18 protein-coding genes and 1 tRNA gene are annotated in these 18,154 nt (G+C 63.3%); 5 read left to right on the top strand and 14 right to left on the bottom strand.

Features of this window, described 5'->3' with window-relative positions:
• Positions 1 to 39 precede the first annotated feature (39 nt).
• The 4 genes from ybeY to MMB49_RS04375 form a co-directional block, all read right to left on the bottom strand.
• Positions 40 to 585, bottom strand: a complete 546-nt coding sequence (gene ybeY, locus MMB49_RS04390) for an rRNA maturation RNase YbeY (RefSeq protein WP_003812903.1) — start codon at positions 583 to 585, stop codon at positions 40 to 42.
• On the bottom strand, positions 582 to 1,667 hold the full coding sequence (locus tag MMB49_RS04385) for a PhoH family protein (RefSeq protein WP_047272104.1): 1,086 nt from the start codon (positions 1,665 to 1,667) through the stop codon (positions 582 to 584). The genes ybeY and MMB49_RS04385 overlap by 4 nt, the downstream gene beginning before the upstream one ends.
• Positions 1,668 to 1,675: 8 nt before the next feature.
• A complete protein-coding gene (locus tag MMB49_RS04380; protein WP_003812900.1) occupies positions 1,676 to 2,014 on the bottom strand; it encodes a histidine triad nucleotide-binding protein in 339 nt (112 codons plus the stop codon).
• Positions 2,015 to 2,087: 73 nt separating this feature from the next.
• On the bottom strand, positions 2,088 to 2,885 hold the full coding sequence (locus MMB49_RS04375; protein ID WP_003812898.1) for a 16S rRNA (uracil(1498)-N(3))-methyltransferase: 798 nt from the start codon (positions 2,883 to 2,885) through the stop codon (positions 2,088 to 2,090).
• Positions 2,886 to 2,990: 105 nt separating this feature from the next.
• Between MMB49_RS04375 and MMB49_RS04370 the strand changes: the two genes are divergently transcribed.
• The 3 genes from MMB49_RS04370 to glgC all read left to right on the top strand — a co-directional run bounded on the left by MMB49_RS04370 (position 2,991) and on the right by glgC (position 5,489).
• A tRNA-Leu gene (locus MMB49_RS04370) sits at positions 2,991 to 3,081 on the top strand.
• Positions 3,082 to 3,197: 116 nt separating this feature from the next.
• Positions 3,198 to 4,076 carry a TrmH family RNA methyltransferase gene (locus MMB49_RS04365; protein WP_003812896.1) on the top strand — a complete coding sequence of 293 codons (879 nt, stop codon included), beginning with the start codon at positions 3,198 to 3,200 and terminating at the stop codon, positions 4,074 to 4,076.
• A 141-nt stretch (positions 4,077 to 4,217) separates the two neighbouring features.
• Positions 4,218 to 5,489 (top strand): glucose-1-phosphate adenylyltransferase, encoded by a 1,272-nt coding sequence (gene glgC / locus MMB49_RS04360; protein WP_256211209.1) that lies wholly within the window; start codon positions 4,218 to 4,220, stop codon positions 5,487 to 5,489.
• Positions 5,490 to 5,608: 119 nt separating this feature from the next.
• On the opposite strand, the gene MMB49_RS04355 is transcribed toward glgC, so the two are convergent.
• The 7 genes from MMB49_RS04355 to MMB49_RS04325 form a co-directional block, all read right to left on the bottom strand.
• Positions 5,609 to 6,193: a metal-sulfur cluster assembly factor gene (locus tag MMB49_RS04355; RefSeq protein ID WP_047272102.1), complete on the bottom strand. Its 585-nt coding sequence runs from the start codon at positions 6,191 to 6,193 to the stop codon at positions 5,609 to 5,611.
• Positions 6,194 to 6,271: 78 nt separating this feature from the next.
• The gene (sufU, locus tag MMB49_RS04350; RefSeq protein WP_003816902.1) at positions 6,272 to 6,820 is read right to left on the bottom strand and encodes a Fe-S cluster assembly sulfur transfer protein SufU; all 549 of its coding nucleotides are present in this window, start codon (positions 6,818 to 6,820) and stop codon (positions 6,272 to 6,274) included.
• Between the two features lie 156 nt (positions 6,821 to 6,976).
• The gene (locus MMB49_RS04345) at positions 6,977 to 8,248 is read right to left on the bottom strand and encodes a SufS family cysteine desulfurase (protein ID WP_047272100.1); all 1,272 of its coding nucleotides are present in this window, start codon (positions 8,246 to 8,248) and stop codon (positions 6,977 to 6,979) included.
• A 221-nt stretch (positions 8,249 to 8,469) separates the two neighbouring features.
• A complete protein-coding gene (gene sufC / locus MMB49_RS04340; RefSeq protein ID WP_003812885.1) occupies positions 8,470 to 9,258 on the bottom strand; it encodes a Fe-S cluster assembly ATPase SufC in 789 nt (262 codons plus the stop codon).
• A gap of 2 nt (positions 9,259 to 9,260) precedes the next feature.
• Complete coding sequence (gene sufD / locus MMB49_RS04335) at positions 9,261 to 10,490, bottom strand: Fe-S cluster assembly protein SufD (protein WP_014760154.1); 1,230 nt, start codon at positions 10,488 to 10,490, stop codon at positions 9,261 to 9,263.
• Between the two features lie 5 nt (positions 10,491 to 10,495).
• Positions 10,496 to 11,950, bottom strand: coding sequence for a Fe-S cluster assembly protein SufB (sufB, locus tag MMB49_RS04330; protein WP_192829137.1), 1,455 nt, complete (start codon positions 11,948 to 11,950; stop codon positions 10,496 to 10,498).
• Positions 11,951 to 12,216: 266 nt separating this feature from the next.
• A complete protein-coding gene (locus MMB49_RS04325) occupies positions 12,217 to 13,884 on the bottom strand; it encodes a CTP synthase (RefSeq protein ID WP_047272095.1) in 1,668 nt (555 codons plus the stop codon).
• A gap of 44 nt (positions 13,885 to 13,928) precedes the next feature.
• On the opposite strand from MMB49_RS04325, the gene MMB49_RS04320 reads away from it, so the two are divergent.
• Positions 13,929 to 14,657, top strand: coding sequence for a sortase (locus MMB49_RS04320; RefSeq protein ID WP_047272093.1), 729 nt, complete (start codon positions 13,929 to 13,931; stop codon positions 14,655 to 14,657).
• Positions 14,658 to 14,928: 271 nt separating this feature from the next.
• On the top strand, positions 14,929 to 15,573 hold the full coding sequence (locus tag MMB49_RS04315; RefSeq protein ID WP_229941019.1) for a response regulator: 645 nt from the start codon (positions 14,929 to 14,931) through the stop codon (positions 15,571 to 15,573).
• Positions 15,574 to 15,645: 72 nt separating this feature from the next.
• Here the strand turns inward: MMB49_RS04315 and MMB49_RS04310 are convergent, their stop codons facing one another.
• The 3 genes from MMB49_RS04310 to MMB49_RS04300 form a co-directional block, all read right to left on the bottom strand.
• Entirely contained in the window at positions 15,646 to 15,900 is a 255-nt protein-coding gene (locus MMB49_RS04310) for a hypothetical protein (RefSeq protein WP_013363409.1), read from the bottom strand.
• 85 nt (positions 15,901 to 15,985) lie between these two features.
• Positions 15,986 to 16,429 carry a type II 3-dehydroquinate dehydratase gene (gene aroQ / locus MMB49_RS04305; protein ID WP_014760151.1) on the bottom strand — a complete coding sequence of 148 codons (444 nt, stop codon included), beginning with the start codon at positions 16,427 to 16,429 and terminating at the stop codon, positions 15,986 to 15,988.
• An 89-nt stretch (positions 16,430 to 16,518) separates the two neighbouring features.
• Positions 16,519 to 18,141, bottom strand: a complete 1,623-nt coding sequence (locus MMB49_RS04300; protein ID WP_003819294.1) for a bifunctional shikimate kinase/3-dehydroquinate synthase — start codon at positions 18,139 to 18,141, stop codon at positions 16,519 to 16,521.
• Positions 18,142 to 18,154 lie beyond the last annotated feature (13 nt).

Raw genomic sequence — 18,154 nt, 5'->3', positions numbered from 1 at the left:
CGGTGACGGCATTGCCGCCGAACGGCGACGGGAAACGCGTCATTCCGTTATCTGCCGTCCGCCGCCGTGCGACGCGTCGTATTCGGCAAGCGCGTCGGCCGCGCCCTTCGGCAATGTGGCCGGTTCGATGGTGATGCGGCGCACGGCCAGGAACGTGAGCAGCAGCTGCCGCTGCAGACCGAACATCTGCCTTTCCTGCTCCGGCGTGACATGGTCGTAGCCGAGCAGGTGGAGGATGCCGTGAATGGTGAGCAGCATCATCTCCTGCATGGTGCTGTGACCTGCCGCGGCCGCCTGCTGGGCCGCGACCCAGGGGCATATGACGAGGTCGCCGAGCACGCCCTCCATCGTGGTCTTGCCGTCGCCGGGCCTCAGCTCGTCCATCGGGAAGCTCATCACGTCGGTCGGGCCTTCCAGCGACATCCACCGCTCATGCAGCTCGGCTATGGGATCGGGATCCACGAACAGGATGGTCAGATCGGACTGGGTACTCACGCGCATCTGGTCCATCACCCACAGGCCCAGGTCGGAGAACGCCTTTGCGTCGATGTCCCAGATGGTCTCGTTGGTCACTTCCACGCTCATTGTGCGTCCTCCCGCGATTCCTTGCCTCGGTTGCGCCTGACACGGGTGGCGTCATGACGGTCGTATGCCTCGACGATGCGCCCGACCAGCTCATGGCGGACCACGTCCCCGGCGTCGAGATGGGCGAATGCTATGTCGTCGATGCCGCCCAGAATGCCCTCGATGGTGGCCAGACCGGATCGTGGCACGGCGAGGTCGACCTGCGTGACGTCTCCGGTGATGATCATCGTCGTGTTGAATCCGAGACGGGTGAGGAACATCTTCATCTGCTGTTCCGTCGTGTTCTGCGCCTCGTCGAGAATCACGTAGGCGTCGTTGAGCGTGCGTCCGCGCATGTACGCGAGCGGCGCGACCTCGATGGTGCCGTCGTCGAGATAGCGGTGCAGCTGGTCGGGGCCGAGCATGTCGGACAGCGCGTCATACAGTGGGCGCAGATAAGGGTCGACTTTGTCGTTGAGCGTGCCGGGGAGGAAACCGAGGCTCTCCCCCGCCTCGACCGCCGGGCGCGTCAGGATGATGCGGCGAATACGCCTGTCCTGGAATGCGCGCACCGCCTTGGCCACGGCGAGGTAGGTCTTGCCCGTGCCGGCCGGGCCGATCGCGAAGGTGATGGTGTGGGCGTCCACGGCGTTGACGTAGGCGATCTGCCCCGCCGTCTTGGCACGCACGGGCTGCCCGGCCGCGAAAGTGATGACGCCGGGTATGCGAGGCTTGCGCGCATCCCCTGAACGCGCTGCACCGAGCGACGCACGGCCCCGCTCGGCGGACCTGCCGTATCCGGGGTGTTCGGCGCGGACCTTGTTGGGCAGCACGTCCTGGTCGAGCAGCCTGCGCACGGTGTCGGCGTCCATCGGGGCGCTGTACGCGGCCTGGATAATCGTATGGATGACGTCTTCGGCGCGAGAGGCCTGCGATTCGGTGGACTTCGAATGGGAGACGATGGCCACCCTGTCGCCGCGTACGATGATGGTCAGGTCAGGGAACGCGTGCTCGACCTGCCGGATGACCTCGTCGACCGGGCCGAAGACGGCCACCGGGTCAAGCTGCGACGGGATGGTGATGGTACGGGTCGTCGTTGTCACGAATCGCCCTACTCGTCGAGCTTCTCGCCGGTGAGCACATGCGCGTGCACGTGGAACACGGTCTGCCCGGCGTCGAGGCCGGTGTTGAACACCAGACGGTACGCGCCTGAGAACTCCTTGTCGGCGATGCCCTGGGCGAGCCCGACGATATGGGCCAGTTCCGCGGGATCGGCGGCGGCCAGCTCGGCGACGTTCGCGTAGTGGTCCTTGGGCACGATCAGCACATGCACCTTCGCCTTGGGATTGATATCCTTGAACGCGTACGTGGTGTCGTCCTCGTATACCTTCTCGCTGGGAATGCGCCCGTCGATGATCTTGCAGAACAGGCAGTCCTCGGACTTGCTCATATGCTCGCCGCTCCTTGCTGGCCGTGATGGAAATCTGCTTCCATGCTATTGCGTATTGAGGATATTCTCGGCTTCACGCGAAACGCCCCAACGCCCTCGACAGCAGCGACAGCGCCACCGGGCCCGCCGTCGATGCGCGCAGGATGTTCGAGCCGAGCACCACGCTCTGGGCGCCGGCCCCGACGAAATCGGACACCTCCTGCTCGCTGATGCCGCCCTCAGGCCCCACGACGACATTGATGCTGCGCGGCCGCCCGTCGGCGAGACAACGGTCGGCGAGCCGCGAGACCTCGTCCTCCACGGACGACCATGACATGGTGGCATCCTGGTGCAGCACGATCACCAGATCGCCATGCACGCACGCGCGCCTGCAGATGGCGACGACCTGCTTGCTTGAGACGCACTGCGCCAGTTCCGGCGACCACACGCGGCGCGACTGCTCGGTCGCCGCGTCGAGGACCTGCCGCCATTTGCGATCAGTACGGCCCGCCTTCCACTTGGCGATGGAACGATTGGCCTGCCAGGGGATTACCTCGTCGACGCCGATCTGGGTCGCCATGTCGATGGCCGCCTCGTCGTGACCGGTCTTCGCCAGCGCCTGGATGAGCACGAGCCGCGTGACCGGCTGCGGCTGCCGCCCGACGCGCTCGACGCTGACGAGACCGGCCTGCGCGTCGACGAGCGTGGTCTTGACGCACAGCCCCCGACCGTCGGTCAGCGACAGCCCGTCGCCCTCGGCGAGGCGCATGGCCCCCAAGGCATGGCGCTTCACCGAGGCCGGCAGCGTGATCGTCCACCCCGCGTTGAGACCATCGCCGTTCACCGGCACATCATCGGTGTCAGGGTCGAAAAGGAATACAGGATCAGTCATGGATACAAGGCTACAACATCCCCGCAAACACAGGCGACACGCCATGATTTGGCATCATCCGAAAATACCGATATAGTGTCTACTCGTTGTCTGAAAACGACACCTGTCCGGGTGGCGGAATGGTAGACGCGCAAGCTTGAGGTGCTTGTGCCTATTTTATACAGGCGTGTGGGTTCAAGTCCCATCCCGGACACCAGCGAAGACCCCTTGGAAACAAGGGGTCTTTCCATATATATACATACCGTATGCGCAGACGGCCGCGCGCAATCGGGCCGACGACGGTACGACGACATGAGAACCCGAGGCACGCCCATGCAATTCATCACCATCGACTCCATCGACGACGAGCGGGTTGCCGCATACACGAATCTCACCGAAATCCAGCTGCGCAACCGGCTCGAACCCGAGCGTGGCCTGTTCATCGCCGAATCGCCCAAGGTCATCGACCGCGCGCTCGCCGCGGGCCGCGAACCGATCTCGCTGCTGGTCGAAGAGCCGTGGATCGAAGGCATGTCACAGACCTTCGACGTCGTCGACAAACGGTGGGGAACGGACATCCCCGTATACGTGGCCTCCCCCGAGCAACTGCGCCAGCTCACCGGATACCGCCTCCACCGAGGGGCGCTTTCGGCGATGCGGCGCTGGCCGCTGCCAAGCGTCGAGGAGACATGCCGCGACGCTCGCCGCGTGGCGGTCATGGAGAACATCGTCGACCACACCAACGTGGGCGCACTGATGCGCTCGGCGGCCGCGTTGGATGTCGACGCGGTGCTGGTCACCCCGTCGTGCGGCGACCCGCTGTACCGGCGCGCCGCGCGCGTGTCCATGGGCACCGTCTTCCAGATACCGTGGACGCGCATCGGAGGCGACGACAAGCATTTCTGGCCGCGCCGAGGACTGGAGGAACTGCGCTCGCTGGGATTCACCACGGTGGCGATGGCGCTGAGCGACGACTCGATATCGCTGGACGAGCTGACACGCCGGCTGAACAACAGTCCCGAATCCGCGGACCACATCGACAAACTGGCGCTGATCTTCGGCACGGAAGGCGACGGCCTGTCACGTCACACCATCGCGGGCGCAGACCTGACCGTGAAAATCCCGATGTCCCACGGCGTCGACAGCCTCAACGTCGCCGCGTCCAGCGCCGTCGCCTTCTACGCGACATCCCCGAAGCGCGCGGAACAATAAGAACAGATCGGATATTTTTCATGACTTTTTCATGACGCGCAACGCCATTTCCTTGCACTCACGGGGAAATGTGCAATTATTGTTTCTGTAGGCTCCGGCAACGAAGCAGGGGCGGACAGGCAGACGGTGTCATCAGACGCTGTGAACAACGAGAGGAGCACTCAGATGGCGAAGAACAAGCAGAAGATTCTCTCCATCGTCCTGGCAGGCGGCGAAGGCACGCGCCTCATGCCGCTGACACGTGACCGTGCAAAGCCGGCCGTACCGTTCGGCGGCGTATTCAGACTGATCGACTTCCCCTTGAGCAACCTGGTGAATTCGGATTACCGCCATATCATTGTGCTGACCCAGTACAAGTCGCATTCCCTTGACCGTCACATCTCGCAGATGTGGCGTTTCTCGTCGTTGCTCGGCAACTATGTCTCCCCTGTGCCCGCACAGCAGCGTCTGGGCAAGCACTGGTATCTCGGGTCGGCCGACGCGATCTATCAGACCATCAACATCATCGAGGACGTCCAGCCCGACATCGTGGTCATCGTCGGCGCCGACCACGTCTACCGCATGGACTTCGGCCAGATGGTCGAGCAGCACATCGAATCGGGTGCGGAGTTCACCGTGGCAGGCATCCGCCAGCCGCTTGAGGAGTCCAACCAGTTCGGCGTGATCAACGTTGACCCGAACCACCCCAACATGATCCGCGAATTCCAGGAGAAGCCGGCGACGACCGAAGGCCTGCCCGACGACCCGAATTCGTTCCTCGCTTCGATGGGCAACTACGTCGCCAACACGGACGCGCTGTTCGATGCGCTCGCCAAGGACGAGAAGGCCGCGGACACCAAGCACGACATGGGCGGCGACATCGCGCCGTACTTCGCCTCGCGCGGCGAGGCCGGCGTGTACGACTTCAACTCCAACGTCATTCCAGGCTCCACGCCGACCGACCACGCCTACTGGCGCGACGTGGGTACGATCAAGCAGTTCTATGACGCTCACATGGACCTGATCGCCTACGTGCCGGAGTTCAACCTCTACAACCAGGCATGGCCCATCTACACGAACTCGGGCACGCTGCCCCCCGCGAAGTTCGTGCATGCCGGCCGCGATCGTCTCGGCCACGCGACCGACTCCATCGTCTCCCCCGGCGTCATCGTCTCGGGCGGCGAGGTGCATCATTCCGTGCTGTCGCCGAACGTGCGCATCCATTCGTGGGCCCAGGTGGTCGACTCCGTGCTGTTCGACGGCGTCATCGTCAACCGTCGCGCCCGCGTGTACAAGGCGATTCTCGACAAGAACGTTGTGCTGACCGAGAACTCCACGGTCGGCATCGACACCGAGAAGGACCTCGCCCGCGGCTTCACCGTGACGCCGGAAGGCATCACCGTCGTGCCGAAGGGCACCATCGTGGACGACTGATCGGCTCGGATATACGTTGAGGGGGTTTGCCGGATTCGCGGCAAACCCCCTCAACTATATTCACGTGTCTTCGTTCACGTGTCTTCGGCTGTACAGAGAAGCCGCAGACACACATGAGGTCAGTACTTCGGCATGTTGTCGAAATTGAAACCGAGCGCGGCCAGCTGCTCGCGCCCCTCGGACGTGATCTTGTCCATCGTCCAGCGAGGCTGCCACGTCCAGTCGATGCGGAACTCCTCCACAAGACCCGCCAGCGTGCTCGCGCACTCGTCCTCGATGAGGTCGGTCAGCGGGCATGCGGGCGTCGTCAGCGTCATCGTGATGATCGCGCGGCCAAGCTCATCGATCTCGATGCCGTAGACCAGACCGAGGTCGATGACGTCGATGCCCAGCTCCGGGTCGATGACCTGATGCAGGGCCTCCTTCACATCCTCGGCGGTGGCACGGCCGATATCGTCGATGGCCTTGAGCGGAATGTCATCCTCGCTGCTGTGCTCGCCATCCTCGCACTCGCTCTTCGGATGGCGGCCGCACGCGCACATCTCGACGCCGCCATCGCTTTTGGGGGCAGGACGGCCGTTGGGGAACCCAGCCGCAAGCTGCGGGTTCGCCATCACGCGGCGCGCCGCCTCCTCGTCGCCCAGAACCTTGCTCACCGAATCGAACACGGAAGCCTGCGGCTCAGGAACCAGATTGTCGCTCATATCTCTCCAGTCGTTAATCGCGAAACCGTTAAATCAAGAGTACAACTCGGACCGCTCTCATGGCAGTGCGGTGACCGTTTATTTCGCCGCCAGCGCCTTGGCGACGGAGTCGCGCATGCCCTCCCAGCCAAGCAGCGCGCACTTGATGCGCATCGGGTACTTGGACACGCCCTGGAACACCACGGCGTCCTCCAGCTTCTCCTCCTTGGCCTCGTCCTGCAATCCAGCGCCGCGCGACTCCATGAGCTCATGGAAGTCGCGGAACAGCTCCATCGCCTCGTCGACGGTCTTGCCAGCGCACAGGTCAACCATGACGGACAGGCTCGCCTGCGAGATCGAGCAGCCGTGGCCGTCCCACACCAGACGCTCGATGGTGTGCGGCTCGCTGTCGGAGACCTCGGCGTGAACCGTCGCCTCGTCACCGCAAGTGGGGTTGAACTGGTGGGATTCGCCCGGCGTGCAGTATTCGTGGCTGGCGCGCACGGTCGTGTCGGCCGGCGCGGAGCCCTGTTCCTTGGACACGTCCGTCGCGAAATGCTCGCGACCATGCGGGTCACGCGCGGCCTCAAGAATCACTTCCTGATACATCTGCTCAAGATCGTCGCCGCTCATGCCGAAATCACCCATCGGTCAATCCCTTCCCATGTATAGCGCTCGATAGCGCTCGGATATCATTCACGAACACGCGAAACGCCGTCCGCGTGAGATTCCGTGGATATTATGCCACATGCCGTGACAGTATCCCGTGGGAGTCATACGCAAACGGCGTAAACGCGACACGTATCACAGTCCGAAGAACGGACGGACCTTCGCCACGGCCTCGACCAGGGCGTGAGCGTCGTCGACGCTGTTGTACACGCCGGAGGATGCGCGGTTCGACGCATACAGACCGAAGTGGCGGTGCACCGGCTGGGCGCAGTGATGGCCGACGCGGATGGCGATGCCTTGCGCGTCGATGAACTGCCCGACGTCATGCGGGTGTACGCCCGCAACGTCGAACGCCACCGTGCCGATGCGGTTCACGTTCTCGCGCGGCCCGAGAATCCGCACGCCGTCGATGTCGCCCATCTTGAGCAGTTCGGCGGCGATCGTGCGCTCATGCGCCTCGATGTTCTCAAGCCCCACGTTCATCATCCATTCGGCGGCCACACCGGCTGCGACCACCTGGGCGACCGGCTGCGTACCGGCCTCGAAACGGGCCGGAGGCACCATGTACTGCGCGGGCTGGTCCATCCACGCGAGCTCGACCATGGAACCGCCGAAGTTCGCCGGCGGCAGGGCCTCCAACAGCTCACGGCGCCCGTACAGGAATCCCACCCCGGTGGGACCGTACATCTTGTGGGCGCTCCACGCGGCGAAATCGACGTCAAGCGCGTGGAAGTCGACCTTGAGGTGAGGCACCGACTGGCATGCGTCAAGGATGAAGATCGCGCCGACCTCATGGGCACGGCGGATGATGGGCGCGATGTCGGTGATGGCGCCCGTGGTGTTGCCCACGTGCGTGATAGCGACGACCTTGGTGTGTTCCGTGATCACCTCATCGGCGGTATCCGAGCGGATGCGGCCGTCTTCGGTCAGATCGAACCATTTGAGCGTGGCACCGGTGTGGTATGCCAGCTCCTGGAACGGCAGCAGCACGGAATGGTGCTCGGCCTTGGATACGACGATCTCGTCGCCGGGCTTGAGAGCGAACCGTTTCGCCGCCTCTCCCCCACGGCCCAGACTCGCGTTGCCGAACGCGGTGGCAAGAAGATTCAGTCCCGCGGTGGCCCCGGCGGTGACGACGATCTCCTCGTTGCCCTCCTCGGCGTTGGCTCCGACCAGGCGGGCGACCTTCGCGCGGGCGTCCTCGAACGCCATGGTGCTGCGGGCCGCCAGCTCATGCGCCCCGCGGTGCACGCCGGCGTTGATCGTGCGGTAGAACTCGCTCTCCGCATCGATCACGCACTGCGGCTTCTGCGAGGTGGCCGCGGAATCCAGATAGACGAGCGGATGCCCGTGGATCTGCTGATCCAGAATCGGGAACTGCGCCCGAATCGCCGTAAAATCAACCATTGTTCCCCTTAGATTCAATGTCCTGCCGATATGTCGTTTTTCAGTTATCCGCTTATTCGCTCGCCGCTTCCAGCGGTGGATCATGCTTCCGGCGGTGGCCGCGGGGTGCAGGGATGTCCTGTTCCCGGAATCGCTCCAGGCCGCTCGGGCCAAGCTTACGGTCGGGAATAGTACACCCCCAGACAATGCGACCACACCTCAAACGCAACAAAACGAAGAAATCAGGCCAGAGCCGATTCGGAGTCGGAGCCTTCGGGCAGGTACTTGTCGTAGCCGGTCTCTTCGAGTTCGTCGGCAAGCTCGGGACCGCCGGTCTTGACGAAGTGGCCGTCTGCGAACACATGCACGATGTCGGGCTTGATGTACTTGAGGATGCGCGTGTAGTGCGTGACCATCAGGATGCCCAGTCCGGTGCTCTCCTTGGCGCGGTTCACGCCTTCGGACACGATGCGCAGGGCGTCCACGTCGAGGCCGGAATCGGTCTCGTCCATGATGGCGAACTTCGGCTTGAGCAGTTCGAGCTGGAGCACTTCGGCGCGCTTCTTCTCGCCGCCGGAGAAACCTTCGTTGACGGAACGCGACGCGAACTTCGGGTCCATGCGCAGCTTCTTCATCGCGGCGCCGAGCTCCTTGGTCCAGGTGCGGATGGCGGGGGCCTTGCCGTCGACCTCGGTCTTGGCGGTGCGCAGGAAGTTGGTCATCGACACGCCAGGAACCTCGACCGGGTACTGCATGGCGAGGAAGAGTCCTTCCTTGGCGCGCAGGTCGGGGGTCTGCTTGAGGATGTCGACGCCGTCGAGCAGCGCCTCGCCCGAGTCGACCTCGTACTTGGGGTGGCCGGCCAGCGTGTAGGCGAGCGTGGACTTGCCTGAGCCGTTGGGGCCCATGATCGCGTGGGTCTCGCCGGAATGCACAGTGAGGTTCACGCCTTTGAGGATCTGCTTGCGACCCTCCTTGGTCTCCACGGATGCGTAGAGGTCCTTGATTTCGAGAGTGTGCTGTTCGGCCATCGTTACTTATCCTCCAATACGGCTTTCATGGCGTCGCTTTCGCCGCGGGCGAGGCGGCGGTCGATTACGTTCATCAGGTGTTCGGCGATGAATGGCACGCCGATCTCTTCGACGAGTTCTCCGAAGAACCCGCGTACGACGAGCTTGCGGGCCTCCGTTTCGGGGATACCTCGCGACTGCAGATAGAACAGTTCCTCGTCGTCGAAACGGCCCACGGAGCTCGCGTGTCCGGCGCCGATGATGTTGCCATTCTCGATTTCGAGGTTCGGCTCCGAATCGGCGATCGCGCCCGGGGTGAGCACGAGGTTGCGGTTGAGCTCATACGAGTCGGTGCCCGGCGCTGTCGGCGCGATCAGCGCATTGCCCACCCAGGTGGAGTGCGCGTCCTTGCCGTCGAGCGCGCCCTTGTAGACCACACGGGACTTGCACTCGGGATGGTTGTGCACCACCATCGTGCGGTGTTCGATGTGCTCGCCGGGGTCGACGAAGTAGATGCCGAGCATGTTGAGGTCGCCCTGCTCGCCGCCGAAGTCCTGATCCATGCGGATACGGACCACGTCGCCGCCGAGTGTGACGACGGAGTGGCGCAGGGATGCGCCCTCGCCGACGTGGATGCGCTGGTTGCCGACGTGCTTGGAGCCCTTCTCCCACTCCTGCACGAAGGTGGTGGAGACGTGGGAGTTCTTGCCGGTGACGATTTCCACGCCTTCGGCGAGACGGGCCAGACCGTGGTGCTCGACGATGACGTCGGCGTGGGCCTCATCGGCCGTCGAGATGACCAGATGCAGGGCATCGAGGTCGTCGCCGCTGCCGATCACGTTGACCAGCACCGGCTGGGCGATCTCGCCCGACAGCTCGATCACCGTTGCGGTACGCCCGGAATTCCACTCGACGGCGGCCGCCCGATCGCTGGGCTTGGAGACCGTGCCGGAGACTCCTTCGCCAAGGGCGCACTGGCTGACGGCCACGTGCTTTTCGTCGACCGCGGTGCCATCGGCGTAACTGATCGCGATGGTCGTCTCCCCGCTCGGCTTGAACACGTCGAAGAACTCTCCGATGCGGTCGAGCGGCGTGTAGCGCCAATCGTCCTGCTTGCGCTCCGGCGCGGCGAAATCGTTCACATCGAACGAGCGCGGCTCCCTGTCGGCGCTCGACGGCATGGCCGCCGGCACCGCGTACGGGTCGTTCGGATCCGCGACGGGAATGGTGATTTCAGTATTGTTCGATGCCATGGGAATCAGCCCACCGATCCTTCCATCTGCAGTTCGACCAAACGGTTCAGTTCGAGCGCGTACTCCATCGGCAGCTCGCGGCTGATCGGCTCGACGAAGCCACGCACGATCATGCCCATGGCCTCCTTCTCCTCAAGGCCGCGGCTCATCAGATAGAACAGCTGATCCTCGGAGACCTTGGAGACCGTGGCCTCGTGGGCCATCGTCACGTCGTCCTCACGCACGTCCACATGCGGGTACGTGTCGGAACGGCTGAAGTCGTCCACCAGCAGGGCGTCGCACACGGTGGAGTTCGACGAGCCTTCGGCTCCGTCGACGATCTTGACCAGTCCGCGGTACGCGGAGCGGCCACCGCCGCGCGAAATCGACTTGGCGACGATCGTGGAGCTGGTGTGCGGAGCGAGATGAATCATCTTCGCGCCGGTGTCCTGATACTGGCCCTTGCCGGCGAAGCCGAGGGACATGGTCTCGGCCTTGGCGTACGGCTCGGCGAGAATGCACGCCGGGTACTTCATCGTGGCCTTGGAGCCGATGTTGCCGTCAACCCATTCCATCGTGCCGCCCTCGCGCACGTAGGCGCGCTGGGTGACGAGGTTGTAGACGTTGTTCGACCAGTTCTGCACGGTGGTGTAGCGCACGCGCGCATGCTTCTCGACGATGATCTCGACGATGGCGGCGTGCAGCGAGTCCTCGGACCAGATCGGGGCGGTGCAGCCCTCGACGTAGTGCACGTAGGAGCCTTCGTCGGCGATGATCAGCGTACGCTCGAACTGGCCCATGGCCGGCGTGTTGATGCGGAAGTAGGCCTGTAGCGGGATATCCACGTGCACGCCCTTCGGCACGTACACGAACGAGCCACCGGACCATGCGGCAGTGTTGAGGGCGCCGAACTTGTTGTCTTCGGGGCTCACGACGGTGCCGAAGTACTTCTTCACCAGGTCGGGGTATTCGCGCACGGCGGTGTCGGTGTCCACGAAGATCACGCCCTGGTCGGCGAGGTCCTTCTGGATGGAGTTGTAAATCACTTCGGACTCGTACTGCGCGGCCACGCCGGAGACCAGACGGCTTTTCTCGGCCTCGGGGATGCCCAGTCGGTCGTAGGTGGAGCGGATGTCGTCCGGCAGCTCCTCCCACGACTTCGCCTGCTTCTCGATCGGCTTGACGTAGTACTTGAAGTCGTCGGCGTTGAATCCGCTCAGGTCCACGCCCCAATCGGGCATCGGCTTCTCAAGGAACGCCTTGAATCCGCGCAGACGCATGTCGAGCATCCACTGCGGCTCGCCCTTGTCCGCGCTGATGTCACGCACGACCTGTTCATCGATGCCGCGCTTCGCGGCCTCGCCGGCCGCGTCGGAATCATGCCAGCCATAGGTGTAATCACCGAATTGCTGGATGATCTCGTCATCCTTTTTGAGTTTCTCTTCGTCCACACGCTGGCGATCGGCCACATACTGGCTCATCTCCACGTCGGACGCGGCGTTGGGCGCCTGCTGGGTGTCGCTCACCTTGACGCTGCCTCCTATTCATCACATAGTTCCTACGTTAAGTTAGCAGAACCTCACGGCGAACTCCACAGCAGACCCGCATGTTGGCTTAGCGCAAAACGTGAGCTTGCTTATATTGCGATTTCTTCGCAATGATCGCCGGACCCGCACTAAACAACGATGGGGATGCCCTTTCGGGCATCCCCATCGTCACGTATCAGTCTACTCTTAAAGCCACACGCTCAGGCCTGACGGGCTTCCTGATGATCCAGCGCGGCCTTGACGAGCCCCGCGAACAGGGGGTGGGGCTTGGTCGGGCGGGACTTGAACTCCGGGTGAGCCTGGGTGCCGACATAGAACGGGTGCACATCCTGCGGCAGCTCGACGAACTCGGTGAGCTCGCCGTCCGGGCTCTGACCGGAAATGCGCAGGCCCCCCTCGCGCAGGCGATCCTTGTAGGCCACGTTCACCTCATAGCGGTGGCGGTGACGCTCGGTGACATGCGTGGTGCCGTACAGCTGCGCAACGAGGGAGTCCTCCTCCAGCTCGGCCGGGTAGCTGCCCAGACGCATGGTGTGGCCCATGTCGCCGTGGCCGGCGACGATGTCCTTCTGCTCCTCCATCGTGGCGATGACCGGGTTGGAGCAGTCGGGCTCGAACTCGGAGGAGTTCGCGTCCTCGATGCCCAGCACGTGGCGAGAGTATTCGATGACCATGGACTGCAGACCGAGGCACAGACCGAGAGCAGGCAGCTTGTTTTCGCGCGCGTACTTGAGCGCGCCGATCTTGCCGTCGATGCCGCGGATGCCGAAACCGCCGGGGATGACGATGCCGTCGACCTGGTCAAGCGCGGCGGCCGCGCCCTCCTCGGTCTCGCACTTGTCGGCGGCGACCCACTTGACGTTGACCTTGGCCCAGTTGGCGAAGCCGCCGGCCTTGATGGCCTCGGTGACGGACAGGTAGGCGTCCGGCAGGTCGATGTACTTGCCGACGATCGCCACGTTGACCTCGTGCTTGGGGTGGTGCACGCGCTCCAGCAGGTCAGCCCACTCGTCCCAGTCGACGTCGTGGAACGGCAGCCCCAGCTCGCGCACCACGTAGGCGTCAAGGCCCTCGTCGAACAGGATGCGCGGCACGTCGTAGATGCTCGGCGCGTCCACGCAGTTGACCACGCCCTCCTCATCCACGTCGCACATCAGGGAGATCTTGTCCTTGATGGACTTGTTGAGCGGGCGGTCGGAACGCAGCACCAGCGCATCCGGGGAAATGCCGAGCTGGCGCAGCATCATCACGGAGTGCTGGGTCGGCTTGGTCTTGAGCTCGTGCGCGGCGGAGATGTAGGGCACCAGGGAGACGTGCACGAACATGCAGTTCTCGGCGCCGAGGTCGCGACGCACCTCACGGGCCGCCTCCAGGAACGGCTGGGATTCGATGTCGCCGACCGTGCCGCCGATTTCGGTGATGATCACGTCGACATCATCGCTCGCCTGGGCGCGCATGCGGGACTTGATCTCGTTGGTGATGTGCGGGATGACCTGCACGCACTGGCCGAGGTACTCCCCCGCGCGTTCCTTGCGCAGCACCTCCTGATAAATCTGCCCGGTGGTGACGTTGGCCTTCTGGGAGAGGAACACGTCGAGGAAGCGCTCGTAGTGGCCGATGTCGAGATCGGTCTCGGCACCGTCTTCGGTCACATAGACCTCGCCGTGCTGGAACGGGTTCATGGTGCCCGGGTCGACGTTGATGTATGGGTCGAGCTTCTGCTGCAGCACATGGATGCCGCGGCTGCGCAGCAGACGACCGAGTGAGGAGGCGGTCAGGCCTTTTCCGAGGGATGAGACCACGCCACCGGTAACGAAAATGTGCTTGGTGATGTGTTCTTGAGAATTGCCATGTTGTCTTCTAACCATGGAATTTCACTGTATCATCTGCCTATGACGGATTCCGGTGCGGCATGATCGGGCCGCCGCCCGCGCAACGGCTCGCCGGCCGTCTCGGACTGCGGGCTGCGGCGGTCGCGGTCATGGCGGCGTTGGCCATGTTGCCGCAGGTCATGTCCATCAGCGCGTTGCGCTCGGAGCCCGCGCATGCAGCGACGAGCGGCATCACGCTTCGCGCCGGGGAGAATCTCACGCTTGCGGGTCATGCGTTCACGGTGACGCGCATCGGCCGATATGACGATGTCAGGCATGCCGGCGGTACAGTGACCGGATTCGATATCGTCGGCGACACGGCATGGAGAACCGCGTCCTCCATGCAATCGTCGCCTCGAAACGAAACCAGCATGACGAACGAAACCGGAATGACGGTTGACGAAGCACAGGCATACAACCGGAGGCTCATTGATTCAGGGCAATACGATCTCGGGCAACCGGATGCCGAGCAACAGAACGGCTCCGGAGATTCGGGCACGGTCATCGGCAGGATACTGATTCCGACCATATCGACTGACTTGCCCATCCGCCAGAGCTCTGACGCAGAGACGCTGCGGCTCGGTGCCGGCCTGCTACACGACACCAGTCTGCCCGTCGGAGGCCTTGGAACCGCAGGATGCACCGCAAGACGATCGATCCCGATATATGGGCTTCATGCCGACGATCCCGGCAACGACGATTCCCCTCGTGACGTTCACACACGCAATCGGCACGGAACTTCAAAGGCTGTTACGGAATCGTCCCAATAGCCTCATATCCCGCCATGCCACACGAACAACGGCCTCTGCATCATCCCGCCAAAGTCCCATACCGACACCATCAAATGGGACTTTGGCGGGATGAGGCTTACAGCAACAATGCACCCTCATATCCTGGCATCAAACATGGGGGCATGGATGCAACACCCGTTGATTTTGACGGGGGTATACAAGGGGGTTACTATGGGGGAAAAACCTGAAAGCATATGATGAGGTATGTGATTGTATGGGGATTTTCGATGACCTGACTGGGACAATCGGCATGGTTGATGATGACAGGCGGTCATTGGATTCGCGGGAGCGTCTCGTTCTCGAAATGACACCTGGACTGCGCATAGCCTGGTCGGTCATCGACGGGCCGCGCGCCGTGAGCCTGACGCTGGACGCCCGGACGAGGCCAGATCTGGTTCTGGTCGACCTGTCGATGGAATCCATGTCGGGCGTCATGGTATGCCGTCGTATCCGCCGACGCGACAGCATGGTGAAGCTTCTGGCCATGACCTCGTTCGCCAAGGAGACGTTCGGATTCGACGTGGCGCAGGCCGGCGCCCAAGGACTGGTCAGCAAGAACGACGAGCAGGAAATACTCGAAGGCTTGGCGACGGTACTTGGCGGAGGCGTTTACGGTGATTTCGGGTTCGTTGACGCCCGTGCCTCATTCGACCAGCTCGCGCATGAGACGCCGAAACGGGCTGACCTGGTCTCCAACCGCGAAGTGCAGGTGCTCGATCTTATGTCGCGTGGGCTGACTGACTTATCGATAGCGAAACGGCTCGGCATTAAAGCGGCCACCGTGCGCAAGCACGCGCAGTCATCCATGCAGAAGCTCAACGCCGAAAACCGCGTCCAGGCGGTGCTCAAATGGACCGGGCATCATACCGAAGACGGCATGCGCCGTCAGGGATGATGCCCGTCACACAATCTACCGGTCGAACGCGGTCAGCCGCGTCGAGCCGGCCGACACCCCGCTCGACGCGGATCAGCAGCCCGTCGAATCGTAAGAATCACCGTACGAATCATAGGAGTCGTCGCCGGAGTTTCCGTTCGAGTCGCCGCGCGGAACCTCGATGTAGCCATCGTTGTTCTTGTTGTTCGAACCGCCGTTCGTCGTCTGCGACGTTTCGGTGCCCTTGCCGTCGCCGTCCTTGGACGTCAAAGCCCAAACCAGCACGCCGATCAGGGCCAACCAGCGGGCCAATGCGACGACGATAGAGAGATTCGCCTCATCGTTCATGGACACCACACTAGGCGCAGCACGCCCGACGCACAAGCGCCCAAGCGATGATGACCACCCGTTGAAACGATCCTACGCCTGCGGATCAGTCGACGAGATGAGCGATGGCGTCCAGCGCAAGCTTGTAACCGTAGAATCCCATTCCCGTGATGGTGCCGGTGGCGACCGGGCTGATGACCGAACGCTTGCGGAACTCATCACGGGCGGAGGGATTGGAGATGTGCACCTCCATCAGCGGCAGTCCGGCATCGCCCACCATGTGCGCGGCGTCGGCCAGCGCGTACGAGTAATGCGTGAATGCGGCCGGGTTCATCACCACCGGGGTCTGCTCGTCGACGGCCTGATGCATCCAGCGCACCATCTCGGCCTCGTCGTCGGTCTGGCGCACCTCGACCTTCAGCCCGAGCGCGGCGCCCCACTGGGAGCATTGCGTGCGCAGCGTCTCAAGATCCTGCCTACCGTAGACGTCCGGCTGACGCACTCCGAGGCGGCCCAGATTCGGTCCGTTGACGACTATCACCTTGGTCATGATGCACTTTCCTTTGGCTGATGATTGATATTGCTGGGGTGGGCGAAAACACGACTCGGACCGGTCATGTGGAGACCGGTCCGGCGTCGTCACGCCTGGATACGTCTGAACGCCTCCTCGACCGCGTCCGCCGGCGGATCGTCCAGATGCACCGGATGGCCGATCGAATCGAGCACGACGAACCGCAGCTTGTTGCCACGAGCCTTCTTGTCGCGGTGCATCAGCGCCAGCACTTCGTCGAACGTGCCGCCGTTCCATGAGGTCGGCAGACCGAGCGAGCCAAGCAGAGAGCGGTGATAATCGACCAGATCCTGGTCGATATAGCCCAGCAGATGACCCAATTCCGCCGCATACACGCATCCGACCGCGACCGCGTTGCCGTGGCGCCAGCGGAAATGCTCAAGTTTTTCGATGGCGTGGGCGAGTGTATGGCCGTAGTTGAGGAATTCACGCAGGCCCGCTTCCTTGAGGTCCGCGGAGACGTGGTACGCCTTGACCCGGACCGTGCGCTCGATCAGCTCGGCGACCACGTTCTCCAGACCGCTGCCAAGGAACGTAGCCCCGTCGAATGCGCGAAGTTCGGCCGCATGCTCTTCAAGGATGTGCAGGATTTCGGGGTCCTTGATGAATCCCGATTTGGCGACCTCGCCCAGCCCTTCGATGAAGATGTCGTTGGGCAGCGAGACGAGTGTCTTGAGGTCGGCGAGCACGCCGGCAGGCGTGTAGAACGACCCGACGAGGTTCTTGCCCTGCGGCGTGTTGATGCCGGTCTTGCCGCCCGTAGAGGCGTCCACCATGGCGAGCAGCGACGTGGGGCAATTGACGTACCGCACGCCGCGCATCCATGTGGCGGCCACGAAACCGGCCAGATCCGTGGCGGCGCCTCCGCCGACGCCCACCACGGCGTCGGAGCGTGTGAAGCCCTCGTCGCCGAGCCGCTGCCAGATGCCGTTGGCGACCTCGATCGTCTTGCCCGCTTCGGCGTCGGGGATCACGATGTCCGACACCTGGTAGCCGCCTTGTCGCAGCAGCGTGCGGGCACGGTCGGAATGACGCTGCACCGGCTGCGTGTGGATCAGGGCTATCCGGACCGGCTTCGGCCCCAGCACCTCGGAGAGGTGGTTCATCGCCCCTTCCCCGATGCTCACGTCATAATCCTCGATGGTCGCGCCGGTCACATGAACCGTTCGTTCGGTAATCATATCCATCATCTTCCTCGCCGCGGCGAGCGGCGTCTGCCCGTATGTTTCGACATGGACGTTCGCCACCCGGTAGTACACTGGGTCGCGCTGGCGGTACAGCTTCTTCCAGCGGGCATCGGCGTCCCCCTGCAGCATCGGACGGCCGCCACCGCGATGGGCCCGTTCCATGGCCTCGCGCGGGTCGGCCATGAGATACACGACCTTGCCGCCGTCCTCGATGTATTCCTTGAGATCGTCCTGCACCGCGGGCGTCATCGGAGCGCCGCCGCCCAGGGCGAAGACGCCTCCGAACCCGTGCAGCATCCCGGCGATGACCTCGGATTCGACCTCACGGAACGCGGGTTCGCCGTGACGCTCGAAATATTCGGGGATGCGCATGCCGACCTCGTGCTCGATTTCGACGTCGGCATCCGCGAACGGCAGCGACATCAGCTGCGCGACCTCCTTGCCGACACGGGTCTTCCCGGCGCCCATCATACCGATGATGACGGCGACTGGTCGAGTGGGCATGGTTTCTCTCCCT

This window comes from Bifidobacterium sp. SKU (assembly GCF_026016405.1).
Taxonomy (GTDB): domain Bacteria; phylum Actinomycetota; class Actinomycetes; order Actinomycetales; family Bifidobacteriaceae; genus Bifidobacterium; species Bifidobacterium bifidum.
This window is presented reverse-complemented; position numbering and strand designations above follow the sequence as displayed.